Source organism: Gilliamella sp. BG1, from assembly GCF_046635625.1.
In the GTDB taxonomy this organism is placed as follows: Bacteria; Pseudomonadota; Gammaproteobacteria; order Enterobacterales; family Orbaceae; genus Gilliamella; species Gilliamella bombi.
Genome location: NZ_JBIDFG010000008.1, coordinates 12,129 through 35,855, shown reverse-complemented (window position 1 = coordinate 35,855; position 23,727 = coordinate 12,129). Strand labels below are relative to the sequence as shown.

Here is a 23,727-nt window from a genome sequence, read left to right as displayed (position 1 = left end):
ACCATCAATAATGGATGTATTTATTTATTTTTGTATCAATAAGGGATATTCAATAAAAAGACTAACATCTCGACAATAAATACCAATTTAAATTTTAGTTATGAGCAAAGACATTTAATGGCAAAAGTACCTGTATCTGATATAGATAAAAAAGTAGGAAAGCGCATACAACACTGTAGAAAAGAAAACAATTTAACTATAGCTGAGTTATCTGAACGAGTAGAGTTATCAACTCAGCAATTATCTCGCTACGAAAGAGGGATTAATAAAATTAATCTGGATCATTTAACTAAAATTGCACATAAATTAAATACACCAATAAGTTGGTTTCTTATTGATGAAGAACAAAGTTATATCTTTAATAGTTCCAATAAAGTAAGTGAAAACAAAACGGGATATTATTCTACACAAAATGACCTAAAAGCCCGTTTATTACAACGTTGGGATATGTTATCAGTTGAACAAAAACGGGCAATTATCATTTTGATTGATACAATGTAATAAAAAATAAGTTTTTATTTTAAGATTTTAAAACCCTTTGGAGCTTTGTTAGACGTTTTTAAATGATAGGGTGATATATATAAATCAGTAATTGTTTCACCTTTATAGGTCATGATTTCATATATATCAATAACATTACTAATATTATCAGCACCTGTACTTCCTATCCTTTTCCAACTTATTTTTGCACCATTATTTAAACGTAGATGAGATAAGTAATCTTCAATTCCCTGTATGCTATTCACAGGAATAGGATTAGTAATACTTAAACCAAATTCACCAAAACCTTGTGCTATTTCATTGGTTTCACAAGCTTGTGGGTTATTATTAATTAGCTTATTAAAAAGATCAGAAAGATGATTAGATAGTTTATTACAGTTAGACTTTTTATGTTTAAATTGCAATTTCATATACACTCCTTTTTGGGCTTGAATTGGTTATATCATAATTATGTAAACACAAAATATTGTTTTAGTTTTGCTAAGTTAAATTTATAAGAATATTAAATAATGGACTGGTTAAATAAATTACAACTTAAAAAAACAATCAAACAATTTAATTAAACCCCTGATTTAATTAAATAAAATTTACTTTTTGTTACTTTTTTGTTATAATTAACTTTATAAAAACATAACAAAATGAATAGTAAATTAATAATAGATGAAACTATCCAAACAAGGGGACTTAGATAATTTTTGTGGTATTTACAGTTTAGTGAATATGATTTCCTACCTTTATAAAGGTAAAATAAAACGTAAATTATTGTATCTTAAGTTGGTTAATGAGTTTCATCATCAACATAATCTTATTGATTTAGTTGATACGGGAATGAGTAATGTTGAAATGGATAGTTTAATTGAGTCTGTTTTAGCAAAAGGCTATTATCGGCAACATTATCCAATACAAATAAGTATGCCTTATCGTTCTAAATTTCACATAAAAAAAACTCAATTATTTAAGGAAATAAATCAATTTCTTAACAAAAAAGATGGTCAATCAACCTCAGTTATCATCGGTACTCAATATCATTGGAGTGTTGTTAGCCATATTGATAAGCATTTCATCCATTTTCTGGATAGTTCAAGCTTTAATAAAGCACGTCTAAGTTCATTTTCAATTAATAATACACAAAATCGCTATCAGCTAGGTTTAGATGATATCTATTTTTTTGAGCGTGTAATATGACGATAGTAACTATTAATGAACATGACCTAGATATTATTAATCAAGCTAAAGCTATTATTGCCAAATATATACACACGGGCAAAAAACTATGTTGTCCTAATGATGTAAAAGATTATTTTATTTTAAACTTTGGTTTATATGAATACGAAATGTTTGGTGTTTTATATTTAAATCAGCAAAATCAAGTTATTACATTTGAAGAACTATTTAGAGGGACAATAAATGAAACGAGTGTATATCCTAGAGAAATAGCAAAGCAAACACTTATGTATAATGCTATATCAGTTATTTTAGTTCATAACCACCCTAGTGGTGAATGCAAACCAAGCCAACAAGACATTCGACTAACAAAAAAAATAGAACAAGTTTTATCCCTAATAGATGTTACAGTTTTAGATCATTTTATTGTTGCTAAACATAATTTTCTTTCATTGAAAAAAAATGGATACTATTAATACTATGATGCTATTTAGTTGTATTTAATTGTCAAATTGGATTTATATTCTCGATACATTTAATTACAAATTCCATTTAGTATATGTTTAAAACTTGCAATATCTCACTCTATATTTTATTTCTTTTCGTTAAAAACGATATAAAAGATTATTTTAGTTCATTATAAGTTCATACTTTTCAGCAAACCATAAAAACAAAATAAATTACTACATGGACATAAATAACAACCCATTTATAAAAATAATTTGATTTTTTGTGTAAATGCAATATAATCTGCAATCAAGTGCCAACAACATAAGGTCATTAATAAATGAAAAAAACTATTAAATTAGTTGTAAAAACTCTTTTAGCATCTAGAGATGATTACAATAAAGATAATGATAAAGAAATAAGCCGATTTAGAATCACACGAAGTAGCATAAAAAAAGCTGCAGATCTAAATCAGCTCCCTGACAATTTTGAAAAGAAATTATTCTTCGAAATGACTAAATATGGATGGCTAGGTTTTTTAGATTTCGATGACAATTTTGTTTTTGTCAAAAATGAATCACTAAAAAATTGGGCCCGCTTAGGATCTACTCGTATCAATAAACAAAAGGAGGAATTAGAAAAAAATGATTAATGATGAATCTAACATTAGTAGACTTATTACTATGTCGGAATTACAAGAAATGACACAACTTTGTAGAAATACTTTAATGTCATTAGCCGATAAGGGGGAATTTCATGTTTATAAACTAGGTAAAAGGCGAATTGCATTTAAGTTGGAAGAAATTGAAGATTGGCTTACCCGTTGTAAAGTCAAGCTAAGCTAAGCCAATTTCAAATTTAATACATTAATCTCAGTAGCTTTATCTGTATATTTTGTTGTTGCCGCAACAAAAATACAACTACTAATATCAATGATGTGAATAGGAATAAAGCCTATTTATGCACTTTTATAGAATATATAAATTATGAAAAAAAATCAAGACTCGAATTTCGAGTCTATTCGCTCAACTATTGAGAATAAAGAGAATGAACTAAAATTTCTCCGCAAAAAATCACTACCTTATTCTGGAATAAGGTATAAATTATTAAGTAAATTAATCAATTGTTACCCAGATACACGATGTATTAGTCCTATTTGTCATGAATGTAAACGGGCTATTCGATTAAGCATATTATCATTCATGCTTAAATATATAAATGGTAAAACTTACAACATGATTACTATCATTGATTATAATTACTTAAATAATGAGAATTTAAAGAGGTTTAATCTTAAGAAATATAAAAATAATTTCTACCATCGTATTCGAAATGTAGGTATCAATTCTCAAATGATTGGTTGTTTTGAACTTGATTATCATCAGGATATCAATGCTTGGTTACCTCATATCCATCTAATTACGCCTGACGACACTAAAACAATTGAATGTTTGCGCACTGTTGCTCGTAATATCAACAAACATTCAATAAGAAAAGGTGTACGAAAACGTCCAATCTTAGTTCAAAAACTAAATGATCCTATTAAGCAGATTAGTTATTTGTTTAAGTTTATGCCTCAAATGGTGACTTCTTATGTGTATGAAGGTAAACGTTACACAAGGAAAATATCATTAAAAGGTGAACAAAAGGTGATTGCTTTAGTGAAATTTGATCGTTTTGGTTTTAATAACTTGATATTTAAATATGGTATTCGTTTACCTAATTTTACTAAAAATTTAAATAGAAAAAGCTAGTTGAATCCTAGTTATTACATTATTTAGTGTAGTTATCGCATCCTAATAAGTAGTTCTAGCATTGTTGGCTTACAACACTACTTAACTTGGATAGCTATTTGATAACAATTTCTCTTTTTACAATTTTATTGGGTGATTGGGTGATTGTTTTAATTAACCAATCCTTTTAAGGAACATTAATATGTTTAAAAAAAATTATATAAAACTTTTAGGAAGAACTGAAAGTTACGAACAATCAAATAGATCATATATCTATATTGAACATTCAACTGATAATCCAAACAAACCTATTCGAAGATTAATCGAAGCGGAGCTCGCATGTGAACCACGAAAACTTAAATGTGATTGTATTGCGCATGGATTTATTTTTAGTGATCCTCGTGATAATACTCTTGATTTTTGGAAAGAAGTATCTGAAAGGTTAAGTTCGATTACTAAAAATAAGATCTTGTTAACCTATCGACCAGGGTTTGTTGGTAATTGTTATCTTGATAAAAGAGATAAAGTCATCGGTCAAAAAAAGGAGCTATATGGACCTTTATTACATCCAAGTACTTCTTTTTCATTTACCAACAATGATCAACAAGGTTCCTTAGAAGAATGGCAACAACATGTAGCTAAGTATGCTCACTATAGTCCTTTGTTGATGCTTTCTATATGCTTACCTTTTACAGGAATAATTTGTTCGTTAACTACTATTGAAAACGGAGGGTTCCATATTTATGGACGTAGTTCTTTAGGTAAAAGTATTATGACATACGTAGCCGCATCGGTTATTGGTCGCTATTTAAACAATGAAAAATGGAATGTGACTGAAACTGGCATGGAAGAACTTGCTGAAAGATCTAATGATTCTTTATTAATTTTAGATGATGCTCAAACTATTGCCGATACAGCAAAACAGAGAGCAAGTCGACTTCAAAAAGCAATTTATGTTTTTGCCAATGGAAAAGGAAAAGTTAAGTCAAAACGTTATCAAGAAAGAACTGCTGAATGGAGATCATTTTTATTGAGCAATGGTGAGAAGAGTTTACAGCAATATGCTGTTGAAGGGGGATCTGAAAAGCTTAATGGTGAAAAAGTGCGTGTTATTGATATACCTGCGGAAATTAATGAACAATATGGTATTTTAGATAGTTTACCTGATGGGTTCAATTCAACCTCTGAATTTGTACAGCATTTAGAGTCCGCTTGCAAGTGTTACTTCGGTAGTCCTAAGTATGATTTCTTAAATAGCTTAATAAAAGCACTTAATAAAGATAAAGCTAATGTTATTGATTTTATTGCTAAACGAATTACTTATTTCAAGAAAAATATCAAAGTTGATTTAAATAATGGTATTGAAGTGAGAATTGCCGATAAATTTGCTCTCGTATATGCAGCAGGTTGTCTTGCTACTAAATATAAGGTGTTACCATTTGAACGGAAGGATATATTGAATGGTATAACTAAATGCTATCGCTATTCACAATGTATCCCTGAACATGAACAACGTTATCAAGACGTTTTAAATAATCTTAAACAACACGATTATGTTGATTTGCTTGAAAATAGTGGCAAGTATACTGAAAAAGATATCAAATCGTTTGATGTTGTTCAATGTAAAGTTAATAATCAATCCGTTTTAGCTATTACCAAGAAGTATTTACAACAAATATGTGGTGAACAAGATACCAAAGATTTCCTGAGATATTTGGTGGACAAAGGCATGTTATTAACACAAGAGGAACCATGCGGAAAACTAAAGTATACAAGGCAGATTCGCCATAAACTTAAGGGGTATAAGGCTAGTAAAACGATTGAGAGGCGGTATTGTATTAAAATTTAATTAATAATAGATTAAACAATCTTTTGCTGATATTTTTATTAGCAAGAGATTGTTCTAGAGCAATTTTATAGTTATATCATTAAAATTATTAGACTTATCCATAATTATTAATTACCATAAGCCTATCATTCGTAAAATGTTGAATAGCCTGATGGTTATAATTACTAAAATCGTTTTCATGCCTGTTGTATTTAATTAAGGTGAGTTAATTGACAAGAAAAACAGATAGAGGAAATGTTAATGATACTTCAAAAATGTATTTGCTTTCAGAGGTTCAAAGTCGCTGCCCTCTATGCAATTGTCCATTGATAGTGAAAAAGACTAATAAATCGAATATTCGGGTTTTTGATGTTGCTCATATTTACCCACTTAATCCTACTGAGCAAGAAAAACAGCTGTTATTAAATGAAGAAAAAATAACACAAGAGATTGATAGTGAAGATAACTTTATAACATTATGTAAGATTTGCCATAAAAAATATGATACAAATAAAACAGTGGATGATTATCGTCAACTCGTAGCCATAAAAAAAGAAATTCTTAAAATAAAGGAAGTTGAAAGTATATGGAATAATCAAAGTTTACATCAAGATATTTCTATTATCGCTGAAAAAATAAGTGCACTAAACACAGATGATATGCAGAATACAGAACTTAGTTTAGATGCTTTGTCTCTATCAAATAAAACAAACGATACATTTTGTGTACCAAATAGAATTAAAACAGAAGCATATATAAAAATGTATTACACGCCTATAAAGGAATCATTCAAAATTTTAGAACTAGAAAATAAAGCCAGAACTGATTTTATTTTTCAACAAGTAAAGAGTTACTATCTTGCATTAAAAATGAAAGAGCTAAATCAAGATGAAATTTATGAAAATATGTGTAAATGGTTTGAAATGAAGACTAATATAGATAAAACGCCCAAAGCTGAAATTTTAGTATCTTTTTTTATACAAAACTGTGAGATATTTTCATAATGATATTACCAAATAAAGCAATAAAAGTATCTGAAAGTAGTTTGTTTAAAGCTACAAAAATATTACCTTTTATTGAAAATAATATGAGTCCTATTGAGTTATATAATATTACGAATAAATATTTAATTGATATACCTGATTTTATTCAAGCATTAGATGTTCTATTTGTTTTAGGAAAAATCAAGTTAGATTTAGATAATGAGGTAATTATAATTGCTTAAGTCAATTGAATGCGAGAGATTAACTCAAACTTCTTTACTATTTAAAGAAGGATTAAATACGCTTATTGGTGCCGATGATGCACATAATTCAATAGGAAAATCTTCAGTTTTAATGCTTATCGATTTTGCATTTGCTGGGGATGATTTTCCAGAAAAGTGTGACGATGTTATAAAAAATATAGGTCATTTTGATGTAAAAATAACATTTGAGTTCGACAAAATTTACTCATTTATCAGAAATACTAATAAGCCTGATAATGTATTATGTCTAGAGGAAAATGAAATTTGGCAACTTGAAAAGTATAGAAATTTCTTACAAGTGATGTACGGTTTGGATAAACTTGAACTAAGTTTTCGTGAGTGTGTGAGTGCATTTTTCCGTATTTATCAAAGAAATAACTATAATGAGAAAGAGCCATTACATATTGTTCCAAAAGAATCTTGGTCACTAATCAAGAAAAGATTACTCAAATTTTTTGATGAGTACAAAAAAATAGAGCTGTTAGAAAGTAATAAAAAAATTAAAGAAAAAAATAGAATGGATATTAATGGAACATTCAATTCAGGTTCCGTTAAAAAAATAACAAAAAAACAATTCGAAAAAAATAAAATTACTATTGAAGACTTAAATTCTAAAATAAGTAATTTGAAAGAGACATTGAGTTTAAATATAACTGATATATATAAAATTTTAAATGATGACAATTATAATTTGATGGTAGAAAAAGAAAAGCTATTAAAATTATTACAGAAAACAAAAGTAAGCTTACATAGAATAGAAAGTAATATGTTAAAAAAAGGGAAAGATACTAGCGCATTAGCCGCCATAATTGAATTAATCCCTTCAATTAATATTGATAAGTTAAATAATATTGATAAATTTCATAACGGTATAGCGACGATATTAAATGAACAATTGAAGATTGATAAAGCGAAATTGTCAGAGGATTTAGATTTTATAAATAGCCAAATAGATAGTATTGACTCTAAACTCAAAAAAAATATTGAGTTAGATAATAAAAATAGTGTTTTGTTGGATATTCTTCTAGAGTCAGATCAGGAACAAAAAACTCTAAAGATTCAAAATAAATATTTTGAATTAAGTGATAATTTAAAAAAAGAAATTGATTATATTAATACAAATATTAATACAATCTTAGTAGAGTCAATTTCTAGAATTCAAATAATAATTAATAAATCATTGGCTATTTTTATAAAAAACATATATCCAAACAACCCAATAGAACCAAAATTACTCATTAACAATAAAAAATATATATTTGATTGTGGTGATGATAGAGGAACTGGTAAAGGATTTTCTAATTTAATATCATTGGACTTAGCTTTTCTAGATAATACACTTCTACCGTGCCTTATTCATGATAGTTTATTATTTAAAAATTTAGGCATTTCTGCGGTTGAAAACTTAATAGGTACTTATTGTTCATTTGAAAAGCAGATATTTATTTCGATTGATGAAGTCAAAAAGTATAAAAAAGAAATACAACAAATAGTTTATGATTCAATGTTTTTGAAATTAGATAAAGATAATATTGCATTTAAAGTCGATTGGAAAAAGAAGACTTAAAAGTTTGTGTGTATGCTACGTGTTCAGATTATTTTATAGAGCATTATTAGCGTTCTACTCAAAATTCTGAAGAAAAATAATAAATATGGTGCTTGCACATTATCGTTTTTCGTTACCATGGACTAGCCTCTGTAAATCTAAAAGTAAACTTTATGATAATATGATTACAACAAATACATCTTTTAGATCATTTTTTAGTGACAAAATTGGTTACAAGCCAGGCTTAACACTTAATGCTCGTGAAATGATAGATTTTCTAGATAAACATAATCCCTGTCAAAAACTCGAAAGAAGAATGCTGTAGAATTAGAACATATGATATTGAAGTTACTTATCATAGTTATATGTTTAGTTATATTTCAATTTAATAAAATAATAATGTTATTATTAATCAAAACACTAAATATAAAATTCAACTGACGCCAGCTTATAATATTTTTATGCTTTTGGCTAACTGTGCTTCCATTTGTCTCAATTTTTGTTTGTCTATTTTATATGTACCTTATTTTTACTCATTAGAGTTGTTCAAAATAGGCAAATACACAAACTTATTTGTGGGTTTTGTCAAGATCATCAAAATAAAAAAATGAAAAAAAGACTGAATTACTTAAAAAGAGGATCTAAATTCTAAAAAAGGTTACTTTTACTCTGCCAGTCAGAAATAACAAAGTACGGGTTTATCAAAAAACAAGACGAATTCTAAACAATGGCTATCTATGTTATTTTTTGGGCTTTGATTGGGGTTATTTTTAAATGCTTGCTTGATACGTTAAAAAGAGAATGGGTATATCCTCTTTTATTGTTGGAATAAAACTAATTAGCTGTGTCAGAAAACTTAACTACTACATTAGGGAGGCACAAATTCCCCCCCAAATCATACTGCTATTTATTTCATCAAATGGCTAAAAAGTTTGCTAACTTCTTCGTAATCATCTTATTTCACAAATCAAATCGCCCCAACAATACGATGCGGTATATACGGCTCTTCTAAATAAGCAATATCATCTTCCGATAACGAAACCTTAATAGCTCCAACTGCATCATCAAGATATTTAGTTTTAGTCGCTCCAATAATTGGTGCTGTCACTCCTTTAGCAAATTGCCACGCTAGTGCTATTTGTGTCATGGTTACCCCATATTTTTCGGCAAGTTCATTAACCTTTTGTACAATGCTGGTATCGGCTTTTTGCGTGCTGTCATATTTAGACTTGGCGACTTGGTCGGTTTGGCTGCGTAAGGTGTCGGCTTGCCACTCTAAACGAGCAAGTCTGCCTGCGGCTAAAGGGCTATAGGGTGTTAAAGAGACATTAAATTGTTGGCAGATAGGAATAAGCTCACGTTCGTCTTCACGATATAGTAAATTGTAGTGATTTTGCATAGAAATAAAAGGCGTCCAACCATTTTGCTTTGCCACAAGTTGCATGTTATAAAATTGGTATCCATACATAGCCGAAGCTCCTAAAGCTCTGACTTTTCCTGCCTTGATAAGATTGTGTAAAGCTTCCATTGTTTCTTCAATTGGTGTTGTGTAGTCAAAGCGGTGGATAATGTATAAATCGATATAGTCAGTGCCAAGTCGTTTAAGCGATCCGTCTATTTCCCTTTCAATTGCGGTTTTTGATAGGTGTCCTTCGTTAAAATAGACTTTTGTTGCCAATATGACTTTGTCGCGAGCGATATTTTTTTTGATTGCCCGTCCTAAATATTCTTCGCTTGTACCTGCAGAATAGGTGTTGGCAGTGTCAATAAAATTAATTCCTAAATCTAGTGCATGTTTAATAATTGTTTCGCTTTGATCGGGATTAAGTGTCCATGCATGCATTTTACTGGCAGGATCACCAAAACTCATACATCCTAAACAAAGACGAGACACTTTAATCTCAGAGTTGCCAAGTTGTAAATATTCCATAAAATCCTCCCTTGTAAAAATTAATTTGAATAAACTTTATCCTTCTAACAATAAGCGAATAATATATTTTCGATAAATTATTCTAACCCTTATATTTATTGAAATAAATAAGTTTCTAATTGATAGTATCATGAATTAAATTCACTAATAACAACCTTATGTATAACTGTAAATAGTGAAATTTATTTTTAATATCAATGATGTACTAAAAACATGCTAGATAAATTAGTAAAAGTATTAATAGACATTTAGAATAATTGGCTAAAGGCTTTCTTTTAACGGAAATATGTTCGAGGCTTGACGTTTTATAATGCTGTAGAAAATATAAGGTTACTGCGGTTAGTTAACTTTAAGTATATATGAAATTATTGATTAAAAAATAAAAAAGGCACACCTAAATGCACCTTTTTTACTGATTATAAAGAGCATCAATAGTTGCTCTTTATTACGGTAAGTTTGATTACTTAATAACTTTAGCAACAACACCCGCACCAACAGTACGACCACCTTCACGAATCGCAAAACGTAAGCCGTCTGCCATTGCGATTGGGTGAATTAATGATACTGTCATTTTGATGTTATCTCCGGGCATTACCATCTCTACACCTTCTGGTAATTCGATAGTACCAGTTACGTCAGTTGTACGGAAGTAGAACTGTGGACGGTAACCTTTGAAGAATGGAGTGTGACGACCACCTTCATCTTTGCTTAAAATATACACTTCTGATTCAAAATCAGTATGTGGAGTGATTGAACCTGGTTTTGCAAGTACTTGACCACGTTCGATTTCTTCACGTTTTGTACCACGTAGTAATACACCAACGTTTTCACCTGCACGACCTTCGTCAAGTAATTTACGGAACATTTCAACACCAGTACAAGTTGTTTTAGTGGTTGGCTTGATACCAACAATTTCAACTTCTTCACCAACTTTGATTACACCGCGTTCAACACGACCAGTTACTACTGTACCACGTCCTGAAATTGAGAATACGTCTTCAATTGGTAATAGGAATGGTTTGTCGATATCACGCTCTGGCTCTGGAATATAGCTATCTAATGCTTCTGCTAATTCAACAATTTTGTCTTCCCATGCTGCATCGCCTTCTAACGCTTTAAGCGCAGAACCACGAATTACTGGAGTATCATCACCTGGGAAATCATATTGAGATAGAAGTTCACGTACTTCCATTTCAACTAATTCTAATAATTCTTCGTCATCAACCATATCACATTTATTTAAGAATACGATGATGTAAGGAACACCTACTTGACGACCTAAAAGGATGTGTTCACGAGTTTGTGGCATAGGACCATCTGTTGCTGCCACTACTAAGATAGCACCATCCATTTGTGCCGCACCAGTGATCATGTTTTTAACATAGTCAGCATGGCCTGGGCAGTCTACGTGTGCATAGTGACGAGTTGGTGTATCGTATTCAACGTGTGAAGTGTTGATGGTGATACCACGTGCTTTTTCTTCTGGTGCGTTATCGATTTGATCGAATGCACGAGCTTGACCGCCGTATTTTTTAGCAAGTACAGAAGTAATTGCAGCAGTTAAAGTTGTTTTACCGTGGTCAACGTGGCCGATTGTACCAACGTTAACGTGGGGTTTTGTACGTTCAAATTTTTCTTTAGACATCTTAATGTTCCTTTATTAAATCGCTTCCCTTAAATTATTAAGGGGAGCGTTACTTTATTTAGATAAAATTATTTCGCTTTACGAGCTTCAATAATTGCGGTTGCAATATTTGTTGGTGCTTCATTGTACTTCAAGAACTCCATTGAGTAAGAAGCACGACCTTGAGTTTGTGAACGAAGGTCTGTTGCATAACCAAACATTTCTGAAAGTGGAACTTGTGCTTTAACAGTTTTACCTGTTGCAGTATCTTCCATTCCTTCGATCATACCACGACGACGGTTTAAGTCACCGATAACATCACCCATATAATCTTCTGGAGTTTCAACTTCGACTTTCATAATTGGTTCTAAAAGCACAGGTTTAGCTTTCATGAAGCCATCTTTAAATGCCATTGAACCAGCAATTTTAAATGCCATTTCTGATGAGTCAACATCATGGTAAGAACCATCAAAGATAGTGACTTCAACATCAACAATTGGGTAACCAGCAAGAACACCGTTTTTCATTTGTTCTTGACAGCCTTTATCAACCGCAGGGATGTATTCTTTAGGAACCACACCACCAACGATTTCGTTGTTGAATTTGTAGCCTTCGCCACCAGCTTCCAATGGTTTGATTTTTAACCATACATGACCGTATTGACCACGACCACCAGACTGACGAACAAATTTACCTTCTTGTTCTACTTCATTGCGAATTGTCTCACGGTAAGCAACTTGTGGTTTACCAACATTTGCTTCCACTTTAAATTCACGTTTCATACGGTCAACGATGATTTCTAAGTGAAGTTCACCCATACCAGAAATAATAGTTTGACCAGATTCTTCATCAGTGTGAACACGGAATGAAGGGTCTTCTTGTGCTAGTCGACCTAAAGCAAGGCCCATTTTTTCTTGGTCAGCTTTAGTTTTTGGTTCAACAGCAACCGAAATTACCGGCTCAGGGAATTCCATTCTTTCAAGAATAATTGGTGCACTTTCAGCACAAAGAGTATCCCCTGTTGTGACATCTTTAAGACCAATTGCAGCAGCAATATCGCCTGCGCGAACTTCTTTAATTTCTTCACGTTTGTTAGCATGCATCTGAACGATACGACCAAAACGTTCTTTCTTATCTTTTACAGAGTTAAGAACAGTATCACCAGAGTTAACAACACCAGAGTAAACACGGAAGAATGTTAAGTTACCAACAAATGGGTCTGTTGCAATTTTGAACGCTAATGATGAGAATGGTTCATCATCACTTGAGTGACGTTCAGCAGCTTCACCATTTGGTAATTCACCTTTGATTGCTGGTACATCAGTTGGCGCTGGTAAGTATTCAATAACAGCATCAAGCATGAATTGCACACCTTTGTTTTTAAAGGCACTACCACAAGTTACTAAGATGATTTCGTTGGCAAGTACGCGCTCACGCAATGCGGCTTTCACTTCTTGCTCAGTTAACTCTTCACCACCAAGGTATTTTTCCATCAACTCTTCACTTGCTTCAGCTGCAGTTTCTATTAAGAAAGAACGCCATTCTTCAACCTGGTCAACCATGTCAGCTGGCACATCTTCATAAGTAAATGTTACACCTTGATCAGCATCATTCCAGTTAATTGCTTTACGTTTAAGTAAATCAACAACACCAGTAAATCCTTCTTCAGCACCGATTGGTAAAACTAAAGGGACTGGAACCGCTGCTAAACGAGTTTTGATTTGATCAACAACACGTAAGAAGTTAGCTCCCATACGGTCCATTTTGTTGACAAATGCAATACGTGGAACTTTATATTTGTTTGCTTGACGCCATACAGTTTCTGATTGAGGTTGCACACCACCAACCGCACAGTAAACCATTACTGCACCATCAAGAACACGCATAGAACGTTCAACTTCGATTGTAAAGTCAACGTGTCCAGGGGTGTCGATGATGTTGATACGGTGTGGTTCAAACTGTTGACCCATGCCAGACCAGAAAGCTGTTGTTGCTGCAGATGTGATAGTAATACCACGTTCTTGTTCTTGTTCCATCCAGTCCATGGTAGCTGCACCATCATGAACTTCACCAATTTTGTGACTAACGCCAGTATAAAACAAAATACGTTCAGTCGTTGTTGTTTTACCTGCGTCAATATGTGCACTGATACCGATGTTACGGTAGCGTGCTATAGGGGTTGTACGAGCCATATTAATCCTCTGTTTAGAATCGTTTGCTTAATAAAACATCATTTTGGTGACCGATAGCAGATAAGGGCTATCAGTCCAAATTCAAGTCACTTATACAATTATAAGTGCGAATATTACCAACGATAGTGTGCAAACGCTCTATTAGCTTCAGCCATACGATGAACATCTTCGCGTTTTTTCACAGCGGTACCTTTGTTTTCAAAAGCATCCATAAGTTCATTCGCTAGGCGTAAAGCCATTGATTTGTCGCCACGTTTACGTGCAGCATCTACAATCCAACGCATTGCAAGTGCATTACGACGAACTGGACGCACTTCAACAGGAACTTGGTATGTAGAACCACCAACGCGACGTGACTTAACTTCTACAGTTGGTCTTACGTTATCTAATGCAACTTCAAAAGCTGCTAAGTGGTCTTTTCCACTACGCTCAGCTAATTTATCAAGAGCTGAATATACGATTGATTCTGCGATAGATTTTTTACCATCTATCATTAAAATATTTACAAATTTCGCCAGTAACTCTGAACCGAACTTCGGATCAGGAAGAATTTTTCTTTGACCGACAACATGACGACGTGGCATTGGAATACTCCGTTTATATGTTATAAATTTTCAGGTTTACCCAAAACTCAAATGAGTTAAATGGAATTATATAGTTTGGCCTTACTTAACGGAGTTCCATTAAGCTTTAGGTCGTTTAACACCGTATTTAGAACGGCTTTGTTTACGATCTTTAACACCTGCGCAGTCTAATGCACCGCGAACAGTGTGGTAACGAACACCTGGTAAGTCTTTAACACGACCACCACGGATTAAAATTACACTATGTTCTTGTAGGTTATGACCTTCACCACCGATATAAGAAGTAACTTCAAAACCGTTGGTTAAACGTACACGACATACTTTACGTAATGCTGAGTTTGGTTTTTTCGGTGTAGTTGTGTAAACACGAGTACAAACACCGCGTTTTTGCGGGCATGCTTCAAGGGCAGGAACGTTGCTTTTTGCTTCCTTTAGTGCTCTTGGTTTGCGTACCAGCTGATTAATTGTTGCCATTAATAAGCTCCTGATTAATTAAAATAAATTTAAAATTGCTTTTTAGATACGTAATTAATAACTGTAGACCAAAACCTATGTGTATAAGTTTTGGGTCGCAAGATTCTAGACCCCAGGGGAGATAATGTCAAGTTTTTGCTATCAATAAGTGCTTGATCTTGGTATTAATTATTTATAGAAGATAGTCGTTATTTTTATAGAAAGACACTAGTATATCTGTTTATTTTTTGTAAAAAAATCAACAGTCCCTATTGTATAGTATGTTTTTATTGTTATTAAAAACATTAAAATGTTATTAATTTTACATTTGAATAGTCCATAAATTATAAAACGCAATTCTCCCACATAACTCGGCAAATAAAACAATAATAAAAGCAACAGAGTAAATTATTGTTGATTGCTTAGATCGATAAATATTTACAAAAACTAAAACAAGTGCGAGTACTAATAATAGGCATTGAATTAACATCCAAATATATTGTTTTGGGGTAAGTTCAGGTGATACTGAGGTTATTAAATTAATATAAGGAATTTTTAATAACAGAATCGATATTACTCCAATAAAGAAAGAAATTATGCCAATTCGATATATCCCAAAAACTATTGCAACAATTCCTCCTAACACTAGCATAGAGGTATACATCTGAATGGCTGTGTAATAGGTATTCCAGGTTTTAACCGTTGGTAGCATATAAGTAAGAGCAATCATCCAAACAAAAATTAAACTAAAAAAGATCAACAATAAAGATAATATTTTAGAAAAATTGGGGATTTGATATATACGTTGACAAAGTGAGTTGACCAATAGCCATTTTTTACCATCATTATGATAAGAAAAATAAGTTAGTAATACACATACTAATGTTATTCCAAACAAGAGACCAAAGGAAAAAATTTCATTGCTCATCGGCGAACGACCAATACCCCAAATAACATTAAGAGCCCGAAAAGGATGACCTAAATGTAGCGAAGCAATAAGCATTGCAACAGCCATTACAATCAGAGCCGCCATATTCATTTTATTTATCTTAATTAAACTGTATGAATAATGGCTTAAAGATGAGATGCCACCAATCAGCACCATCCCAGCAGATAATTGACCGAGTACCGTAAAAAATACCAATGGTAATTCATGCATATAACTCATACCTCCTCAGGATTAAGTACTTTACCTAAGGTATCACCAGATGCTTTAGCATGTGCATGTGGTTTTATCACAATATTAGGTTTAGTCAGCTGTGAACTTGGTAGTGGTGCAATATTGCATTCATCACCATAACGGTGACATAGTTTTTCAATTTCGTCAAAATCTAACGCACGCTGAGGGCAAGATTCAACGCATACTGGTTTTAAACCTTCGGCTACACGTTCATAACAGCCATCACATTTTGACATGACCTTTTTTTGATGATCAAATTGCGGTGCTCCATAAGGACAACGCATTTCGCAATATCGACAACCAATACAAACATCTTGATTAACAACCACTAAACCATCTTGCTTTCGTTTATGCATCGCACCTGTTGGGCAACCTTGTACACAAGTTGGTTCTTCACAATGATTACACGAGATAGATAAATAATAGGCAAAGGTATCGTTTTGCCACATACCATCAACCAACTGCCAAGTACCTCCACCATATTCATAAACACGGCGAAAATGAACACCTAAAGCATTGTCTTTCTCGTCTTTACAACTGAGTTGGCAGGTTTTGCAACCGGTACATTTTGAAGAATCAATATAAAATCCATATTGCATTTTTATTATCCACTCTTTAATTTACAATGTTAATCCTGCAACCGATAATGGTTTAACTTCAACCAGATTGGTATGCTGCGGATTCGATTTTGCAAGTACTGTTGGGCGCAATGATGTTAAGCGATTAATGCATCCGCCAATATCAATCCCTATAGAATTGGTTTTTGCCCACATTCCTTGCGGAATCGCAATCACTCCTGGTAATATACGTGGCGTAACTTTAACAGGAATATACAAACGACCACGATCGTTATAAACCTCGACCAATTGCCCATGCTTAATCTGCCTTTGCTCGGCATCGAATGGATTAATCCAAAGGCTGTTAGCAACAGCTTCACGCAATTGCGGCAAATTACTATAAGAGGAATGGCATTGCCCTTTAGTATGAAATCCAATAAGTTGCAACGGGTATTTTTTACGTTTTAGTTTATCTTCGCTCCCTTCGATAGCAGGCAAATATGCTGGAATTGGGTACAGAACATCTTCGGCATCAAGCTCCCATTTGTTGGCAATATTAGCTAATGCCTCTGAATAGATTTCTATTTTTCCCGACGGCGTGTTTAATGGGTTTTTAATAGGATCATCTCTAAAAGCTTTTAAACCAATTTGTTTATCACTATCGGCAAGCCTACGCTCAATTACTCCCATACCATCGGTATCAGCAAAAGGAGGTAAATTAGGTTCATTTTTTCGCAATTGCTCATAACAATATTCTATCCATTCATCTTGAGAACGACCTTCAGTAAATTTATCTTTTACGCCTAGCTTTTCAGAAAGATCGGTTAATACATCATAAGCTGCACGGTTTTCCCAAAGCGGATTAATTGTACGTTGCATACGAATTAAATAACTATACGCACCAGATGAATAAGAGTTATTAATCAAATCATTATTTTCAACTGATGAAACATCAGGCAGCAATAAATCAGCATATTTGGCTGATGCAGTCATATGCGTATCCCAAACAAGAATAAATTCACATTTAGATTCATCTTGTAAAATTTGGTGAGTACGATTTAGATCTGAATGTTGATTGCCAATTACATTACCAGCATAATTCCAGATAAATTTAATACCTACATCCAACTTCTCCTTACCTTTGAGATAAGAATTTCTAGCTGTCATACTTGGCCCATCTTCAATTGCCTTCGTCCATAGAAAGAAAGGAATACTGGTTTTAACAGGATTTGGAAGGTTAAAACTAGGTATAGGATAAATAACACTCCCACCCCACGTCCCAATATTGGTACCAGGTTTACCAAATTGTCCTGTAATAATAGGTAGCATCATAATCGCACGTGCGGTATGTTCGCCATTTTGCCAGCGCTGTACACCATAACCTTGAGAAATCCATGCAGCTTTAGCGTTAACAATATCCAGTGCTAGCTTACGAATTTGTTCCGCAGGAATACCTGTCTTTTTAGCTGCCCATTCTGGTGTTTTAGGCGTTCTATCGTTACCCAATCCGAGAATATAAGATTTAAAATCACTAAAAGGCGGTGCACTGTCAGGCAATGACTCAGTGTTCCAACCAACACAATATTGATTGAGCATTGCATCATCAATACGATCTTCTTCAAGTAAAGCATAGCCAATAGCAGCAACTAACGCAGCATCGGTACCGGGAATTATCGGGATCCACTCAGCATTATACGCCACCACACTTTCGCTGCGACGGGGATCAATTATAATCACCCGGGCATTACTTTGTTCTAATGCATGAAAAAGCTCTGTAACTTGCCCTCCACCCGACATTCGGGTCTCGGCAATGTTATGTCCAAACATCACAACTAAATCAGAATGCTTTATCTGATCAAGTAAAGAATCCTTAGCATTACCAAAAATATAAGGGCGAATAGCTGAAATCTGCCCACTCGAATAATCGCCATGATAATTTAAAAAACCACCAATTGTACTTAAAAAACGCTTACATGCATTACGCCCAGAAAGATTAGCTCCTGTTGTACCTGAACCATATTGGTAATAAATTGCCTCATTGCCATACTGATTAATGGTATATTTAAGTTTATTGGCTAGTAGACTAATGGCTTGATCCCATGAAATACGTTTAAATTTACCCTCACCACGTTTACCAATGCGCAGCATAGGATACTTTAAACGTTCAGGATCATAAGTTCGCCAACGAACAGATCTACCACGAAGACAAGGGCGAATTTGATGCAAGCCAAAAACGGAATCATTAATCCCATCTTCTGATGATATTTTAGTAATAATATCGTTTTTGACATGAACTTGTAAAGGACAACGGCTACCACAGTTTACTAAACAAGCACTGTAAACAATCTTTTCTTCATCTGTGGAATTAGTAGGGATTATCTTACTTCTAGCATTGGTGTTTGGCTCTGCATAGACAAAAGGCAATTGTATATTATTCGTTAGTACAGATACACCTGCTATAGTTAATGATTTTTGTAAAAAATTACGTCGGGTTATTTTATTCTGTAGTTTACTCACATTATTCCCTGATATAAATATGGGATTTGTTGATAATAATACTAAAAAAGAAATAAACAAACTAAAAACGAAAACTGTTTAAATTAATAAGAATCGAATGAAGCGATGATTAAATAGATAGCTGTTAGAATTATATAAGATTAAACCCCATAAAGCGATTTCGGGGAAAACGCTTTATGAGTTTTTTAACGGGTTATTCTAACCATAAAGTGTAAATAATCCAGTGTTTTCTAAAAGTCACTCATCCAAGTAAAACAAGCAACCCTGTCACTAGAAGGGCGATTGAATTGAAAATCTACATCACCAAATGTAGCGAAAACATTATATCTTTTACCCTGAGATTCATTAATTACCCAATAGTCGCCAAAATCCCAACCTGCATCACGATAATCATAAATAATTCCCCATTCATTAAACAATCCTCCAACCCATTTATTAGAAGAATTCCAATAACTAATTCTGCGTTGATACGTATTGCCTTGTCCTGGTACCCCAAAGTTCCAACCAAAACCATTTGCGTTTGTATAATCTTGTACTTCAGGGACAAAATACGTTTGTGGTGAAGAAAGATTTTTACAAAACGAAAGCGCATTATTGTAATTTTGACCTGTATCCCCTGATTTTACGATAAACCAACGCTCTATTTTAAATTGATATATCAAGTTTTTTTTTGCTGTATCACTATAAAGTTCAAATCTTGCTGGGTGAAATGTCTTATTCATCGAATTCTGTGTTGGTCCTTTTAAAGTTATCCGAACAATATTACCCTCTAATGCATTATTTTCAGCTGACAATGATAGCGTTATCCCCCTACCTGATACTGGATTTACTTTATTACCATTAATAGCAATCATTTGTCTTGCTGTCATACCTTCAAGCATTAATTTAAAATATAAATTATTTGCTCCAGTTGTAGGGAAATTCTTTGATGCATTGCCAAGGTCTTGTACTTTAAATCCATAATTTTGATCCCATTGTTCCTCTGGACCAGCGTATTGGTTCGTACCATAGTTTAAATTAGGTTGAGCATAACACACCAAAGGTTTATTGATATTGGGTTTGATGTAATATGAGTGGCTAGCCCCAGAGAATTCACTTTCTCCTGGTATACCATACGTTGTCTGTAACCTAGTATCAGTTGCGGTTAATGTTAGTTTATAAGGTGCATTACAAATATTTAATGGCTTATTTGGTTGTTTTTTAACCTCATTAGTAATGTCTTTACCATTTTTGTCTTGCCATTTAATCGTTAATTGACCTGATGCACTGATGCTACCATCCCCGTCATCATCTCGACCATAAGCATTAACCAAATTAGTTAACGAAACTTTAGGATAATTTGAAATAGGCACTATGGTTTGAATATCGGCGAAAGTGTTGGTTATATTTGGCATTTCTATTGGGTTATTTGCATTTGAGGTATCTACCGTTGCATTTGGGTAAAGAGCGCTATTTATACCTGGTGGTATATAGCTACTATTCGGCAGTTTTATGCCTAACAACCCTTCAACGCTTTTTACCTTGGTTGCTCCACCATCAAACGTTAAATATGGTGCACTACCCTGTATTACTTTATTGGTCGTTGCTGATAAAGCGATTGCACTATTTGCAGGTAAAAGAAGATAAATACAAGTAAATAGAGTTAAACGTGAAGAGAAAAATTTTATAAGTGAAAGAAGGTGTTTACATGGAGTATAAAATAGCTGTACCTTACAATTAAAAAGTAACGATCTCAGAGAAATCAAATTTTTTGGTTGTTGAAAAGTATGATTAAATGACATTATACCATTACCTATTCTATTTTGTGAATTTACGATTATTTTAAAGAATTAAATATTTGAGTTATTATTGACCATTAATTAATGGTGTTTCTGTAGTATTAATGCACAAAATATCACCCATTAAGAGGATATTGGTTTAATTTTAAACAAGAAATAGTGTCATTTAAAGATAAAAAATATTAACTTTTGTTAAGATTCGTTAAGATTTGTTAAAGGTGTTGATTTTGTTATAAACTATATTGACAATATAAAACGAAAAATAAATACAACACTTGTTCTAGGTATTAAATTATCAACCGTAATTTACGATCAACAATACATTATGAATTTATTTGTACATAGAGATTTAGGTATAAAATTCAATTAAAGGACAGCGCCAATGATTCACTCTCAATAAGTTGTCCACCTTAATCATTATGATTAATTTATTATGATAAATATAGTTTAGCATTGCAAATCAAACGCCTTCACCATTGGCCTTGGTCTTATTAAACAAAGATTGGTATAATAGCAGTCATTTATTCGAATAAATAGAAAAACTATGTCACAATCTACTTATAATGCCGTTGATATTGAAGTATTAAAAGGCCTTGATCCAGTTCGTCATCGACCTGGAATGTACACTGACACAAGCCGACCAAACCATTTAGGGCAAGAAGTCATTGATAACAGTGTTGATGAAGCTATCGCAGGTCATGCTCGTAAAGTTAAGGTTACTCTTTTTCAAGATAATTCACTAGAAGTTATCGACGATGGGCGAGGAATGCCGGTTGATATTCACCCTGAAGAAGGTGTACCCGCGATTGAATTATTGCTTTGTCGTTTACATGCTGGCGGAAAGTTCTCGAACAAAAATTACCAATTTTCAGGTGGTTTACACGGTGTAGGTATTTCGGTAGTCAATGCATTATCAAAACGTGTTGAAGTTACAGTTCATCGTGATGGACAAGTGTACGAAATAGCTTTTGAAAACGGTAATAAAGTTGAAGATCTGCATATTACGGGCACTTGTGGTCGTCGTAATACAGGTACCAAAGTTCATTTTTGGCCTGACGAAAAATATTTTGATTCGCCTAGATTTTCTGTCCCACGCTTATCACATCTACTAAAAGCTAAAGCGGTGCTTTGTCCTGGTCTTGAAATTATTTTTAAAGATGACATCAATAATACCGAACAACGTTGGTGTTATGAAGATGGCCTAAAAGATTATCTAATGGAATCTGTCAGCGGTTACTCTCTTTTACCTGAAACGCCTTTTACAGGTAATCATACTGGCGAAACAGAAGCCGTAGAATGGGCACTGCTTTGGATGCCCGAAGGCGGAGAACTATTAACTGAAAGTTACGTTAACTTAATCCCAACCGTACAAGGCGGTACCCATGTTAATGGTTTACGTCAAGGATTATTAGACGCAATGCGTGAGTTTTGTGAGTTTCGCAATTTGTTACCACGAGGACTAAAATTAACCGCCGATGATATATGGGAACGCTGTGCCTATGTTATTTCAGTCAAAATGCAAGAGCCTCAGTTTGCGGGTCAAACTAAAGAACGTTTATCATCGCGCCAAAGTGCGGCATTTGTTTCGGTTATTGTGAAAGATGCGTTTAGTCTTTGGTTGAATCAAAATGTACAAATAGCCGAATTACTAGCTGAAATGGTAATTTCAAGTGCACAAAAACGCTTAAAAGCGTCCAAAAAAGTCATTCGAAAGAAATTAACCAGTGGTCCAGCATTACCAGGCAAATTGGCCGATTGCTCATCACAAGACTTAAGTCGTACTGAACTGTTTTTAGTGGAAGGCGATTCTGCGGGAGGTTCGGCTAAACAAGCGCGAGATCGTGAATATCAGGCCATTATGCCTCTTAAAGGCAAAATCTTAAATACATGGGAAGTCTCGTCCGATGAAGTACTCGGCTCACAAGAAATCCATGATATTTCTGTTGCTATCGGTATCGATCCAGATAGCGATGATTTAAGCCAATTACGTTATGGTAAAATCTGTATTTTAGCCGATGCCGACTCAGATGGACTACATATTGCAACATTACTTTGTGCTTTATTTGTTCGGCACTTTCGTACCATGGTTGAACATGGGCATGTCTTTGTTGCTATGCCGCCGCTTTATCGTATCGATTTAGGAAAAGAAGTTCATTACGCCCTAGATGAAGAAGAAAAAGAAGGCATTTTAGAACAGCTTAAACGTAAAAAAGGCAAACCCAATGTGCAACGCTTTAAAGGTCTAGGTGAAATGAATCCACTACAACTACGCGAAACAACAATGGATCCCAATACGCGTCGTTTAGTACAGCTTTCGCTTGATGATGCTGAGCAAACGATGGCATTAATGGATATGCTACTTGCTAAAAAACGCTCAGAAGATCGTCGCGAATGGTTACAAGAAAAAGGCGATCAAGTTGAACTTGATGTCTAATAAACTGAATGAT

Annotated in this window: 21 protein-coding genes; 11 read left to right on the top strand and 10 right to left on the bottom strand. The window is 33.4% G+C overall.

Annotated features, from left to right (window positions below):
* Nucleotides 1–117: 117 nt before the first annotated feature.
* Nucleotides 118–501 (top strand): helix-turn-helix domain-containing protein, encoded by a 384-nt coding sequence (locus ACGH80_RS05335; RefSeq protein ID WP_034915655.1) that lies wholly within the window; start codon nt 118–120, stop codon nt 499–501.
* Between the two features lie 14 nt (nt 502–515).
* Here the strand turns inward: ACGH80_RS05335 and ACGH80_RS05330 are convergent, their stop codons facing one another.
* Nucleotides 516–911: a hypothetical protein gene (locus tag ACGH80_RS05330; RefSeq protein WP_086320810.1), complete on the bottom strand. Its 396-nt coding sequence runs from the start codon at nt 909–911 to the stop codon at nt 516–518.
* Between the two features lie 250 nt (nt 912–1,161).
* Here ACGH80_RS05330 and ACGH80_RS05325 point away from each other — a divergent pair, with 250 nt between their 5' ends.
* From ACGH80_RS05325 to ACGH80_RS05285, 9 genes are all read left to right on the top strand, one after another.
* Nucleotides 1,162–1,686 (top strand): hypothetical protein, encoded by a 525-nt coding sequence (locus ACGH80_RS05325; protein WP_411630653.1) that lies wholly within the window; start codon nt 1,162–1,164, stop codon nt 1,684–1,686.
* On the top strand, nt 1,683–2,141 hold the full coding sequence (locus ACGH80_RS05320; RefSeq protein ID WP_306244850.1) for a RadC family protein: 459 nt from the start codon (nt 1,683–1,685) through the stop codon (nt 2,139–2,141). The genes ACGH80_RS05325 and ACGH80_RS05320 overlap by 4 nt, the downstream gene beginning before the upstream one ends.
* A gap of 311 nt (nt 2,142–2,452) precedes the next feature.
* Nucleotides 2,453–2,764 (top strand): hypothetical protein, encoded by a 312-nt coding sequence (locus ACGH80_RS05315; RefSeq protein WP_086320813.1) that lies wholly within the window; start codon nt 2,453–2,455, stop codon nt 2,762–2,764.
* On the top strand, nt 2,757–2,957 hold the full coding sequence (locus tag ACGH80_RS05310) for a helix-turn-helix transcriptional regulator (protein ID WP_086320814.1): 201 nt from the start codon (nt 2,757–2,759) through the stop codon (nt 2,955–2,957). Before ACGH80_RS05315 ends, ACGH80_RS05310 begins: the two co-directional genes overlap by 8 nt.
* A 507-nt stretch (nt 2,958–3,464) precedes the next feature.
* On the top strand, nt 3,465–3,866 hold the full coding sequence (locus tag ACGH80_RS05305; RefSeq protein ID WP_411630652.1) for a hypothetical protein: 402 nt from the start codon (nt 3,465–3,467) through the stop codon (nt 3,864–3,866).
* A 181-nt stretch (nt 3,867–4,047) separates the two neighbouring features.
* Nucleotides 4,048–5,694 carry a DUF927 domain-containing protein gene (locus ACGH80_RS05300; RefSeq protein WP_411630651.1) on the top strand — a complete coding sequence of 549 codons (1,647 nt, stop codon included), beginning with the start codon at nt 4,048–4,050 and terminating at the stop codon, nt 5,692–5,694.
* Between the two features lie 209 nt (nt 5,695–5,903).
* Nucleotides 5,904–6,677, top strand: coding sequence for an ABC-three component system protein (locus ACGH80_RS05295; protein WP_411630650.1), 774 nt, complete (start codon nt 5,904–5,906; stop codon nt 6,675–6,677).
* Nucleotides 6,677–6,898 (top strand): ABC-three component system middle component 7, encoded by a 222-nt coding sequence (locus ACGH80_RS05290; RefSeq protein ID WP_411630649.1) that lies wholly within the window; start codon nt 6,677–6,679, stop codon nt 6,896–6,898. Before ACGH80_RS05295 ends, ACGH80_RS05290 begins: the two co-directional genes overlap by 1 nt.
* Nucleotides 6,891–8,486 (top strand): hypothetical protein, encoded by a 1,596-nt coding sequence (locus ACGH80_RS05285; protein WP_411630648.1) that lies wholly within the window; start codon nt 6,891–6,893, stop codon nt 8,484–8,486. Before ACGH80_RS05290 ends, ACGH80_RS05285 begins: the two co-directional genes overlap by 8 nt.
* Before the next feature lie 946 nt (nt 8,487–9,432).
* Here the strand turns inward: ACGH80_RS05285 and ACGH80_RS05280 are convergent.
* The 9 genes from ACGH80_RS05280 to ACGH80_RS05240 all read right to left on the bottom strand — a co-directional run bounded on the left by ACGH80_RS05280 (nt 9,433) and on the right by ACGH80_RS05240 (nt 21,283).
* Nucleotides 9,433–10,395 carry an aldo/keto reductase gene (locus ACGH80_RS05280; RefSeq protein ID WP_411630647.1) on the bottom strand — a complete coding sequence of 321 codons (963 nt, stop codon included), beginning with the start codon at nt 10,393–10,395 and terminating at the stop codon, nt 9,433–9,435.
* Between the two features lie 460 nt (nt 10,396–10,855).
* Nucleotides 10,856–12,040: an elongation factor Tu gene (tuf, locus tag ACGH80_RS05275; RefSeq protein ID WP_411630646.1), complete on the bottom strand. Its 1,185-nt coding sequence runs from the start codon at nt 12,038–12,040 to the stop codon at nt 10,856–10,858.
* A 68-nt stretch (nt 12,041–12,108) separates the two neighbouring features.
* Nucleotides 12,109–14,211: an elongation factor G gene (fusA, locus tag ACGH80_RS05270; RefSeq protein ID WP_065590403.1), complete on the bottom strand. Its 2,103-nt coding sequence runs from the start codon at nt 14,209–14,211 to the stop codon at nt 12,109–12,111.
* 113 nt (nt 14,212–14,324) lie between these two features.
* Nucleotides 14,325–14,795: a 30S ribosomal protein S7 gene (gene rpsG / locus ACGH80_RS05265; RefSeq protein ID WP_034915550.1), complete on the bottom strand. Its 471-nt coding sequence runs from the start codon at nt 14,793–14,795 to the stop codon at nt 14,325–14,327.
* Between the two features lie 99 nt (nt 14,796–14,894).
* Complete coding sequence (rpsL, locus tag ACGH80_RS05260) at nt 14,895–15,269, bottom strand: 30S ribosomal protein S12 (protein WP_034883792.1); 375 nt, start codon at nt 15,267–15,269, stop codon at nt 14,895–14,897.
* 301 nt (nt 15,270–15,570) lie between these two features.
* The gene (locus tag ACGH80_RS05255) at nt 15,571–16,416 is read right to left on the bottom strand and encodes a dimethyl sulfoxide reductase anchor subunit family protein (protein WP_174799354.1); all 846 of its coding nucleotides are present in this window, start codon (nt 16,414–16,416) and stop codon (nt 15,571–15,573) included.
* Nucleotides 16,413–17,027, bottom strand: a complete 615-nt coding sequence (locus ACGH80_RS05250) for a DMSO/selenate family reductase complex B subunit (RefSeq protein ID WP_411630645.1) — start codon at nt 17,025–17,027, stop codon at nt 16,413–16,415. Before ACGH80_RS05250 ends, ACGH80_RS05255 begins: the two co-directional genes overlap by 4 nt.
* A gap of 21 nt (nt 17,028–17,048) precedes the next feature.
* Nucleotides 17,049–19,502, bottom strand: coding sequence for a DMSO/selenate family reductase complex A subunit (locus tag ACGH80_RS05245; protein ID WP_411630644.1), 2,454 nt, complete (start codon nt 19,500–19,502; stop codon nt 17,049–17,051).
* A gap of 230 nt (nt 19,503–19,732) precedes the next feature.
* On the bottom strand, nt 19,733–21,283 hold the full coding sequence (locus tag ACGH80_RS05240) for a hypothetical protein (protein ID WP_411630643.1): 1,551 nt from the start codon (nt 21,281–21,283) through the stop codon (nt 19,733–19,735).
* A 541-nt stretch (nt 21,284–21,824) separates the two neighbouring features.
* On the opposite strand from ACGH80_RS05240, the gene parE reads away from it, so the two are divergent.
* Nucleotides 21,825–23,714 carry a DNA topoisomerase 4 subunit B gene (gene parE, locus ACGH80_RS05235; RefSeq protein ID WP_411630642.1) on the top strand — a complete coding sequence of 630 codons (1,890 nt, stop codon included), beginning with the start codon at nt 21,825–21,827 and terminating at the stop codon, nt 23,712–23,714.
* Nucleotides 23,715–23,727: the final 13 nt, after the last annotated feature.

Excerpts from the sequence above, each read along its gene's own strand:
- ACGH80_RS05255 (WP_174799354.1), bottom strand. The coding sequence starts at position 16,416 with ATGAGTTATATGCATGAATTACCATTGGTATTTTTTACGGTACTCGGT.
- ACGH80_RS05320 (WP_306244850.1), top strand. The coding sequence starts at position 1,683 with ATGACGATAGTAACTATTAATGAACATGACCTAGATATTATTAATCAA.
- ACGH80_RS05300 (WP_411630651.1), top strand. The coding sequence starts at position 4,048 with ATGTTTAAAAAAAATTATATAAAACTTTTAGGAAGAACTGAAAGTTAC.
- ACGH80_RS05305 (WP_411630652.1), top strand. The coding sequence starts at position 3,465 with ATGATTGGTTGTTTTGAACTTGATTATCATCAGGATATCAATGCTTGG.
- ACGH80_RS05250 (WP_411630645.1), bottom strand. The coding sequence starts at position 17,027 with ATGCAATATGGATTTTATATTGATTCTTCAAAATGTACCGGTTGCAAA.
- ACGH80_RS05335 (WP_034915655.1), top strand. The coding sequence starts at position 118 with ATGGCAAAAGTACCTGTATCTGATATAGATAAAAAAGTAGGAAAGCGC.
- ACGH80_RS05240 (WP_411630643.1), bottom strand. The coding sequence starts at position 21,283 with ATGTCATTTAATCATACTTTTCAACAACCAAAAAATTTGATTTCTCTG.
- ACGH80_RS05310 (WP_086320814.1), top strand. The coding sequence starts at position 2,757 with ATGATTAATGATGAATCTAACATTAGTAGACTTATTACTATGTCGGAA.
- ACGH80_RS05290 (WP_411630649.1), top strand. The coding sequence starts at position 6,677 with ATGATATTACCAAATAAAGCAATAAAAGTATCTGAAAGTAGTTTGTTT.
- ACGH80_RS05330 (WP_086320810.1), bottom strand. The coding sequence starts at position 911 with ATGAAATTGCAATTTAAACATAAAAAGTCTAACTGTAATAAACTATCT.
- parE (WP_411630642.1), top strand. The coding sequence starts at position 21,825 with ATGTCACAATCTACTTATAATGCCGTTGATATTGAAGTATTAAAAGGC.
- rpsL (WP_034883792.1), bottom strand. The coding sequence starts at position 15,269 with ATGGCAACAATTAATCAGCTGGTACGCAAACCAAGAGCACTAAAGGAA.
- fusA (WP_065590403.1), bottom strand. The coding sequence starts at position 14,211 with ATGGCTCGTACAACCCCTATAGCACGCTACCGTAACATCGGTATCAGT.
- ACGH80_RS05280 (WP_411630647.1), bottom strand. The coding sequence starts at position 10,395 with ATGGAATATTTACAACTTGGCAACTCTGAGATTAAAGTGTCTCGTCTT.
- tuf (WP_411630646.1), bottom strand. The coding sequence starts at position 12,040 with ATGTCTAAAGAAAAATTTGAACGTACAAAACCCCACGTTAACGTTGGT.
- ACGH80_RS05325 (WP_411630653.1), top strand. The coding sequence starts at position 1,162 with ATGAAACTATCCAAACAAGGGGACTTAGATAATTTTTGTGGTATTTAC.
- rpsG (WP_034915550.1), bottom strand. The coding sequence starts at position 14,795 with ATGCCACGTCGTCATGTTGTCGGTCAAAGAAAAATTCTTCCTGATCCG.
- ACGH80_RS05315 (WP_086320813.1), top strand. The coding sequence starts at position 2,453 with ATGAAAAAAACTATTAAATTAGTTGTAAAAACTCTTTTAGCATCTAGA.